At 75.4% G+C, this 8,926-nt stretch carries 2 protein-coding genes and 1 pseudogene; all 3 read right to left on the bottom strand.

Going from position 1 to position 8,926, the window contains the following annotated elements:
- Nucleotides 1-47: 47 nt before the first annotated feature.
- Nucleotides 48-7,523 (bottom strand): annotated as a pseudogene (locus tag ADK60_RS13230) (amino acid adenylation domain-containing protein); the annotation flags it as partial.
- Nucleotides 7,524-7,550: 27 nt separating this feature from the next.
- The gene (locus ADK60_RS13235; protein WP_045943804.1) at nucleotides 7,551-8,549 is read right to left on the bottom strand and encodes a TauD/TfdA family dioxygenase; all 999 of its coding nucleotides are present in this window, start codon (nucleotides 8,547-8,549) and stop codon (nucleotides 7,551-7,553) included.
- A gap of 8 nt (nucleotides 8,550-8,557) precedes the next feature.
- The gene (locus ADK60_RS13240; protein ID WP_045943801.1) at nucleotides 8,558-8,770 is read right to left on the bottom strand and encodes an MbtH family protein; all 213 of its coding nucleotides are present in this window, start codon (nucleotides 8,768-8,770) and stop codon (nucleotides 8,558-8,560) included.
- Nucleotides 8,771-8,926: the final 156 nt, after the last annotated feature.

The following is an 8,926-nucleotide window of genomic DNA, read 5'->3' on the forward strand; positions in this document are numbered from 1 at the left end:
ACATTGAGGTCGAACTTGGCGACCCCGGTGTCCGAGGCCAGCGCCTCGACCTCCAGGCCGGGCAGCTCCAACTCCCCCTCCTCGGTGGACTGGAGCACCATCGCGACCTGGAACAGCGGGTGCCGGGCCAGCGATCGGGCCGGGTTGAGCTCCTCGACCAGCCGCTCGAACGGCACGTCCTGGTGGGCGTAGGCGCCGAGGCCGGTCTCCCGGACCCGGCCCAGCAGCTCGGCGAAGGCCGGGTCACCCGAAGTGTCGGTGCGCAGCACCAGGGTGTTGACGAAGAACCCGACCAGCTCGTCCAGCGCCTCGTCCGAACGCCCGGCCACCACCGAGCCGATCGGCACATCGGTGCCCGCACCCAGCCGGGTGAGCAGCGCGGCCAGCGCGGCCTGGAGGGTCATGAACATCGTCACCCGGTGCTCGCGGGAGAGCGCGACCAGCCCGGCGTGCAGTCCGGCGTCGATCGGCAGCGCGACCCGGTCGCCGCGGTGGCCGGCCCGGGCGCCGCGCGGGCGGTCGGACGGCAGCGCGATCTCCTCCGGCAGCTCGGCCAGGGTCTCGCGCCAGTAGGCGAGTTGGCGGGAGACCAGGCTCTGCGGGTCGGTCTCGTCGCCGAGCAGCTCGCGCTGCCAGAGCGCGTAGTCCGCGTACTGGACGGCGAGCGGTTCGAGCACCGGCGGCTCGCCGCCGAGGCGCAGGGTGTACGCCTCGGTGAGGTCGCGCAGCAGCGGCCCCATCGACCAGCCGTCACCGGCGATGTGGTGCAGCGCGACGACCAGGACGTGCTCGTACTCCGACACCCGGAGCAGGGTGACCCGCACCGGCGGCTCGGCGGCCAGGTCGAACGGGCGGCGGCCCGCGCGGTCGACCTCGGCCCCGACGGACTCCGGTGCGCAGTCCAGGAGTTCGACCGGGACGGCGGCCTCGGCCGGGGCCAGGATCCGCTGGTACGGCTCGCCCTCGTGCTCGGCGACCACGGTGCGCAGGCTCTCGTGCCGGGCGACCAGGTCGGTCAGGGCGGCGGTGAGCACGTCCCGGTCGAGCAGGCCGGTGAGGCGCAGCGCGAACGGCATGTTGTAGAGGGCGGAGGGGCCCTCCATCCGGTCGATCAGCCACAGTCGGCGCTGCGCGGAGGAGAGCGGCAGCCGCTCGGGGCGCGGGCCCGCGGTCAGCGCCGGGCGGGCGTCCGCGCCGTCGAGGCGCTCGACCAGCCCGGCCACGGTCGGGGCCTCGAAGACGTCCCGGATGCCGAGTTCGGCGCCGAGCGTGGCGCGGACCCGGCTGAGCAGCTTGGTGGCGAGCAGCGAGTGGCCGCCGAGGGCGAAGAAGTCGTCGTCGATCGAGACCTCCGGTACGCCGAGGATCTCGCCGAAGAGGCCGCAGAGGATCTCCTCGCGCGGGGTGCGGGCGGCCCGGCCGGCTCCGGCGGCGGCGGTGAAGTCGGGGGCGGGCAGAGCAGCCCGGTCGAGCTTGCCGTTGACGTTGAGCGGCAGCGCGGCCAGGGCGGTGAAGGCCGCCGGGACCATGTAGTCGGGCAGCGCGGCGGCGACGTGGGAACGCACCGAGGCGAGGTCGAGCGCGGCCGGGTCGGCGCCGGCCGCGACCGCCAGGTGGGCGACCAGCCGGGTGCCGGCGGTGCCGTCCTGGTGCGGCAGCACGGCGGCCTGCACCACCCCGGGGTGGGCGGTGAGGACGGCCTCGATCTCGCCGAGCTCGATCCGGAAGCCGCGCACCTTGACCTGGTGGTCGGTGCGGCCGAGGAACTCCACCGTGCCGTCGGAGCGGCGCCGGGCGAGGTCCCCGGTGCGGTACATCCGGGCGCCGGTGTCGTAGGGGTCGGCGACGAAGCGCTCGGCGCTCAGTGCCGGGCGGCCGAGGTAGCCCCGGGCCAGGCCGGGACCGCTCAGGTACAGCTCGCCGGGCACACCGACCGGCACCGGGCGCAGCCGGGCGTCCAGCAGGTGGGCGCGCAGGTTGGACAACGGGCGGCCGATCACCGGGCGGGCGACGGCGCCGTCCAGGCGGTGGTGCAGGGCGTCGACGGTGCACTCGGTCGGCCCGTACAGGTTGAACACGACGGTGTCGGGCGCGGCGCTCAGGGTGGTCCAGAGCTGCTGGCCGCAGGCTTCGCCGCCGATCATCAGCACGGCGGGCGGGGCGACGGTGAGCAGCCCCTCCTCGACCAGCCGTTCGGCCAGCGCGGGGGTGACGTCGAGGGTGTCGGCGCCGGTGCGGGCCAGGTAGCCGACGATGCCGGCCGCGTCGCGGCGCAGGTCGTCGTCGAGCAGGTGGAGTTCCTGGCCGGCGACCATCCAGAGCACCGCTTCGAGGGAGGTGTCGAAGGACAGCGAGGCGGTCGCGGCGAAGGCGAACCGCCGCCCGGGGTGGGCCTGTTGGGAGGGGGCGAGGGTCCCGGCGCGGTGGAAGGCGAGCAGGTTGGCGAGGCCGCCGTGGCGGACCACGACGCCCTTGGGGCGTCCGGTGGAGCCGGAGGTGTAGATGACGTAGGCGGCGTGCTCGGGGCCGAGCTCGACCTCCGGTTCCCCGGCGGGCAGCTCCGCCCAGGGCGCGGCGTCGGCGGGCAGCACGGTGTGGCCGGCCAGCACCTCGGGCAGCGGCCAGGCGTCGGTGCTGAGCACGGCGGCCGGGCGGGCGTCGGCGAGCATGCCCGCCAGCCGGTCGCGCGGGTAGTCGGAGTCCAGCGGCAGGTAGGCGGCGCCGGCCTTGAGCACGGCGAGCAGGGCGACGATCGACTCGGCGGAGCGGGGCACGGCGAGCGCGACCAGCGACTCGGGGCCGATCCCGGCGCCGGCCAGGCCGTGGGCGAGCCGGTTGGCGCGGGCGTTCAGCTCGGCGAAGCTCAGCCGCTGCTCGCCGAAGACCAGGGCGGTGGCGTCGGGGGTGGCGGCTGCCTGGGCGGCGAACACGGCCGGGACGAGCTGCTCGCCGCCGGGGCGGGCGGTGTCGTGCCAGCGGGCGAGGTCCTCGCGGCCCTCGGCGCCGAGCACGTCCAGCTCGGCGACCGGGCGGCCGGGCTGCTCGGCGACCTGGTCGAGCAGGCCGGCCAGCGCGCCGGCGAGCCGCTCGGCGGTGCCCCGGTCGAACAGGTCGACGGCGAACTCCAGGCCGCCGGAGAGCCCGGCCGGGGAGCCGTCCGGGTGGTGGCGCTCGGACAGGTTGAGGGTCAGGTCGAAGGGGGTGGTGGGCAGGCCCAGCGGCTCGTAGGAGGCGCGGGTGCCGGGGAACTCGGGCCCGCCGCCGGTGGTGTTGTCGAAGGCGATCATCACCTGGAACAGCGGGTGCCGGGCCAGTGTGCGGGCCGGGTTGAGCTCCTCGACCAGCCGCTCGAACGGCACGTCCTGGTGGGCGTAGGCGGCCAGGTCGGCCTCCCGGACCCGGCCCAGCAGCTCGGCGAAGGTCGGCGAGCCGCTCAGGTCGGTGCGCAGCACCAGGGTGTTGGCGAAGAAGCCGACCAGGTCGTCCAGGGCGGGGTCGAGCCGGCCCGCCAGCGGGGTGCCCATCGGGACGTCGTCCCCGGCGCCGAAGCGGTGCAGCAGGGTGGCCCAGGCGGCCTGGAGCACCATGAACAGGGTGACCCCGTGCCGGCCGGCCAGTTCGGCGAGCCGGGCGTGCAGGGCGGCGTCGAGGTCCAGCTCGACGACGTCGCCGCGGTGGGTGGGCACCGGCGGGCGGGGGCGGTCCAGCGGCAGCGGCAGCTCGTCCGGCAGGCCGGACAGGGCCTCGCGCCAGTGGTCGAGCTGACGGCCCAGCAGCGAGCGCGGGTCGGTGTCGGAGCCGAGCAGCCGGTACTGCCAGAGGGTGTAGTCGGCGTACTGGACGGGCAGCGGACGCGGGTCGGGGGCGGTGCCGTCGCGGTGGGCGGTGTAGGCCGCGGCGAGGTCGCGGAACAGCGGGCGCAGCGACCAGCCGTCGCCGGCGATGTGGTGCAGCACCAGGGTGAGCACGTGCTCCTCGGGCCCCTCGGGGCACAGGTACGCGTGCAGCGGGACGTCCACGGCCAGGTCGAAGAGGTGGCCGACGAGGTCCTGCGCCGGGCGGTCGGTGACGGTGAGCAGCGGCCCGGGCGGGCCGTCGAGGACCCGCTGGTGCGGCACGCCGTCGAGTTCGGTGAAGACGGTGCGCAGCGACTCGTGCCGGGCGACCACGTCGCCGAGGGCGCGTTCCAGGGCGGCGGTGTCGAGCGGGCCGGACAGCCGCAGGGCGAGGGTGACGTTGTAGGTGGCGGCGGGGCCCTCGGCCTTGCCGAGGAACCACAGGCGGCGCTGGGCGAAGGAGACCGGCAGGTGCTCGGGGCGCTGCTCGGGGAGCAGGGCCGGGCGGGCCGGGCCGTCGGCGAGCTTGGCGGCGAGGGCGGCGACGGTCGGGGCCTGGAAGAGGTCGCCGATGGCGAGTTCGGCGCCGAGGTCGGCGCGGACCCGGCCGACCAGGCGGGTGGCGAGCAGCGAGTGGCCGCCGAGGGCGAAGAAGTCGTCGTCGACGGTGATGTCCTCGATGCCGAGGATCTCGCCGAACAGCGCGCACAGGGCCCGCTCGCGCTCGTCGCGCGGGGCGCGGCCGGCCGGGTCGGCGCCGAGGTCGGGGGCGGGCAGGGCGCGCCGGTCGACCTTGCCGTTGGCGTTCAGGGGCAGCGCGGGCAGCACCACCACGGCGGAGGGCACCATGTAGCCGGGCAGGCCGGCGGCGGCGAACTCCTTCAGTTCGGCGGCGAGTTCGGGGCTCCCGTCGAGCACCTCGGCCGTCACGGCGCAGTAGCCGACCAGCCGGGTGTCGCCGGGGCGGTCCTCGCGGGCGACCACGATGACCTGGCGGACGGCGGGGTGGCGGGAGAGCGCCGCCTCGATCTCGCCGAGCTCGATCCGGAAGCCGCGCAGCTTGACCTGGCCGTCGATCCGGCCGAGGAACTCGATCGCGCCGTCCGCCCGGCGGCGCACCAGGTCGCCGGTGCGGTACATCCGAGTGCCCGGCGTGAAGGGGTCGGCGACGAAGCGCTCGGCGGTCAGCGCGGCGCGGCGCCAGTAGCCCCGGGCCAGGCCGGCCCCGGCGATGTACAGCTCGCCGGGCACGCCGGGCGGCACCGGCTGGAGGCGGGCGTCCAGGACATGGGTGCGCATGTTGTCCAGCGGGCCGCCGATCGGGGCCCGGGCACCGTCCAGGTCGGCCGGGAGGAGGTGGTGGTGGGTGGCGAAGGTGGTCGCCTCGGTGGGCCCGTAGACGTGGGCGAGCAGCAGCTCGGGGCAGTGCTCCAGGACCCGGCGCATCAGGGTGCCGGAGGCCGCCTCGCCGCCGGTGCACACCGTCCGCAGGGCGCGGAAGGTCTCCGGGGCCTGCTCGGCGACCAGGTCGAACAGCGCCTTGGTGAGGAACACCGCGGTGACGCCGTGCCGGGTGGCGACGGTGTGCAGGGCGGCCGCGTCCATGGTGCCGGGCGGGGCGACGACGACGGTGCCGCCGTGCAGCAGCGGCGTCCACAGCTCGTAGGTGGCGGCGTCGAAGGCGTGCGGGGAGTGCAGCAGGACCCGCTCGTGCCGGCCGTCGCGCCAGCGGCGGTCGTCGGCGAGGTCGACCACGTCGCGGTGGCGGACCGCGACGCCCTTGGGGGTGCCGGTGGAGCCGGAGGTGAACATCACGTAGGCGAGCCGGTCCGGGTGGACGGGCAGGCCGGGGTCGTGGTCGGGCGCCCCCGCCTCGTCGCCGGGGCGGACCACGACGGCCTCGTGGGCGAAGCCGGGCTCGGCGCGGTCGGTGATCAGCACGGGCGCGGCGGTGTCGGCGAGCAGCGCGGTCATCCGCTCGGGCGGCAGGCTCGCGTGCATCGGCACGTAGCAGCCGCCGGCCTTGAGCACGGCGAGGGTGGCGACGACCAGGTCCGCCGAGCGCTCCATCAGCAGCGCGACCGGGGACTCCGGGCCGACGCCGGCGGCGATCAGGTGGTGGGCGAGCCGGTTGGCGCGGGCGTCGAGTTCGGCGTAACCGACCTCGCCGCCGTCGTGGGCGAGGGCGATCGCGTCCGGGGTGCGGGCGGCCTGTGCCGCGAACAGCTCGGGCAGCGAGCCGGTGCGGACCGGCGCGGCGGTGGCGTTCCAGTCCTCGGCGAGCCGGGCGCGCTCCTCGGGGGCGAGGATGTCCAGGGTGCCGATCGGCGCGGCGGGGTCGGCGGCCGCGGCGGCCAGCAGCCGGCCGAAGCGCGCGAACAGCCCGTCGACGGTGGCCCGGTCGTACAGGTCGGCCGCGTACTCGACCGAGCCCTCCAGCCCGGCCGGGGTGCCGTCCTGGTCGTGCCGCTCGGTGACGCCGATGTTGAGGTCGAACTTGGCGACCCGCAGGCCCAGCGGTTCGGGCGCCGACTCCAGCCCGGGCAGGCCGAGTTCGCCCTCCTCGTGGTTCTGCAGCACCAGCAGGGTCTGGAACAGCGGGTGGCGGCCGAGCGCGCGGGCCGGGTTGGCCTCCTCGACCAGCCGCTCGAACGGCACGTCCTGCTGGGCGAAGGCGTCCAGCTGGGCCTCCCGGACCCGGCCCAGGAGTTCGGCGAAGGACGGGTCGCCGGACGTGTCGGTGCGCAGCACCAGGGTGTTGACGAAGAAGCCGACCAGGTCGTTCAGGGCCTCGTCGGAGCGGCCGGCCACACCGGTGCCGAGCGGGATGTCGGTACCGGCGCCGAGCCGGGTGAACAGCGCGGCCAGCCCGGCCTGGAGGACGGCGAACAGGGTGGAGCGGTGGCGGCGGGCCAGGTCGGCCAGCGCGGTGTGCAGTTCGGGGCCGAGGGTGAACGGTACGGCGTCGGCGGCGCCGGTCGGCACGGGCGGCCGGGGGCGGTCCACCGGCAGCTCCAGCTCCTCCGGCAGACCGGCCAGGACTCCTCGCCAGTGGTTGAGCTGACGGCTCATCAGGCTGAACGGGTCGGACTCATCGCCGAGCAGCTCGCGCTGCCACAGGGCGTAGTCGGCGTACTGGACCGGCAGCGGCTCCCAGTCCGGCCCGGCACCGGCGAGGCGGGCGGTGTAGGCGGCGGCGAGGTCGCGCAGCAGCGGGCCGAGCGACCAGCCGTCACCGGCGATGTGGTGGAGCACGACGAGCAGCACGTGCTCGGGGACGGCGTCCGCGCCGTCGTCGGTCGGGGAGGTCGGGGTGAGCGAGAAGACCGTGACCCGGATGGGCGTTTCGGCACTCAGGTCGAAGGTGTGGGCGGCGGCCCGGTCCCGCAGGGCGGCGTAGTCGGCCGGCGTGCACTCCACCGTCGTGAAGGCGGTGCCCGCCTCCGCCGACGGCAGGATGTGCTGCACCGGCACGCCCTCGCCGTCCACCGGGAACACCGTGCGCAGGGCCTCGTGCCGGGCCACCACGTCCGCCGTCGCGGCGCGCAGCGCGTCGAGGTCGAGCGCGCCGCGCAGGCGGACCGCGAACGGCAGGTTGTAGAGCGCGGTCGGCCCTTCGATCTGGTCGATCAGCCAGAGACGCTGTTGTGCGTACGAAACCGGGATCACGGTGCTTCCTCTGCTCACGTCACGGGCGTGTGGTGGTGGGCGCCGTCACGCAGCGACGGCGGTGGTCGGGAGGACGGACGGCTCGCAGTCGAGGACGTCGACCGGGCGGCCCATCGCGACGGCGATCTTCCGGTCGCCGCGGTACGGGTCGCGGCCGTGCGCGCAGAGCACGTTGTCGACCAGCATCACGTCGCCGACCTGCCAGGTCTCCCGCACGGTGGCGGCCTCGTAGGCGGCGTTCAGCGCCTCGACGTCCTCGCGGGTGACCGGCTCGCCGTCGCCGAAGCCGGTGTTGAACGGCAGGCCGTCCGGGCCGAACTCCTCGACCATGGCCTCCCGGATGTCCGGGTCCAGCGACCACTCGTTCCAGAAGGCCAGGTGGTTGAACCAGACCTCCTCGCCGGTGTGCGGGTGGCGGATGGTGGCCGGCCGCAGCTGGTCGGTGCGCAGGGTGCCGTCCTCCAGCCACTCCCAGGTGATGCCGTTCTCCCGGCAGTACTGCTCGACCTCGGCGGGCTCCTCGGTGCCGAAGGCGGTCCGCCACGGCAGCGAGACGTACTCCGAGTAGCTGCGGCCGAGCGTCCAGCCGGAGCTGCGGCCCCGCTCGGCCAGGTGCGGCGGCAGCCCGGCGAGGACCTTGCGGACGTCCGCGGTCGGGGTGGCGCCGCCCTCCTCCGGGGCGACCAGGCAGGCGAACAGCAGCCGGCCGGGGAAGGTCAGGGTGTAGCTGTTCTCGTTGTGCATCCGGATCGGCAGCGCGGCCGCCAGGTCGGTGGACGAGAACACGCCGTTGCCGAAGTCGCTGCGCGGGGTGGCCTTCTCCCGGTACGGGGTGGGCTCGGGGATCAGCACGTCCCGGACGGCGGCGACGTCCTCGGTGGCCGCGACCGGCAGCCCGCGCAGGAAGATCGTGCCGTGCTCGTGCAGCGCGGCGGTCAGCTCGGCCTCGTGCTCGCGGAGCCAGGCGCAGCCCTCGGCGAGGTCGGCGACGGCCGGGACGTGGAGGAGGGCCGGACGGCCGGGGTTCAGCTCCCAGGTCACCATGGCGGCGCTCACCGGCGGTCGAGGCCGGCGACCAGCGAGGCCGGGCGGATGTCGGTCCAGTTGGTCTCGATCCACTCCAGGCACTCCTGGCGGGGCGCCTCGCCGTGGACGGTGGTCCAGCCGGCCGGCACGTCGATCCAGACCGGCCACAGCGAGTGCTGGTTCTCGTCGTTGACCAGGACCAGGTAGCCGGCGTTGTCGTCCTCGAACGGGTTGCTCACGGTGCTCTCCTCGGTGAGGTGGTGGCGCGGTGCGGTGTGATTCGAAGGTAGGTGCGGGCCGGGCCCGGAAGCGGCACAAGGCCCGGCAGGTGAGCGGCAGTTCCGGGACTGCCGTCCTCCTGCGCGGGCCTCGGGCGCACGGGGTGGGAACGGGGG

The sequence above is a fragment of the Streptomyces sp. XY431 genome (assembly GCF_001279805.1).
Lineage (GTDB): Bacteria > Actinomycetota > Actinomycetes > Streptomycetales > Streptomycetaceae > Kitasatospora > Kitasatospora purpeofusca.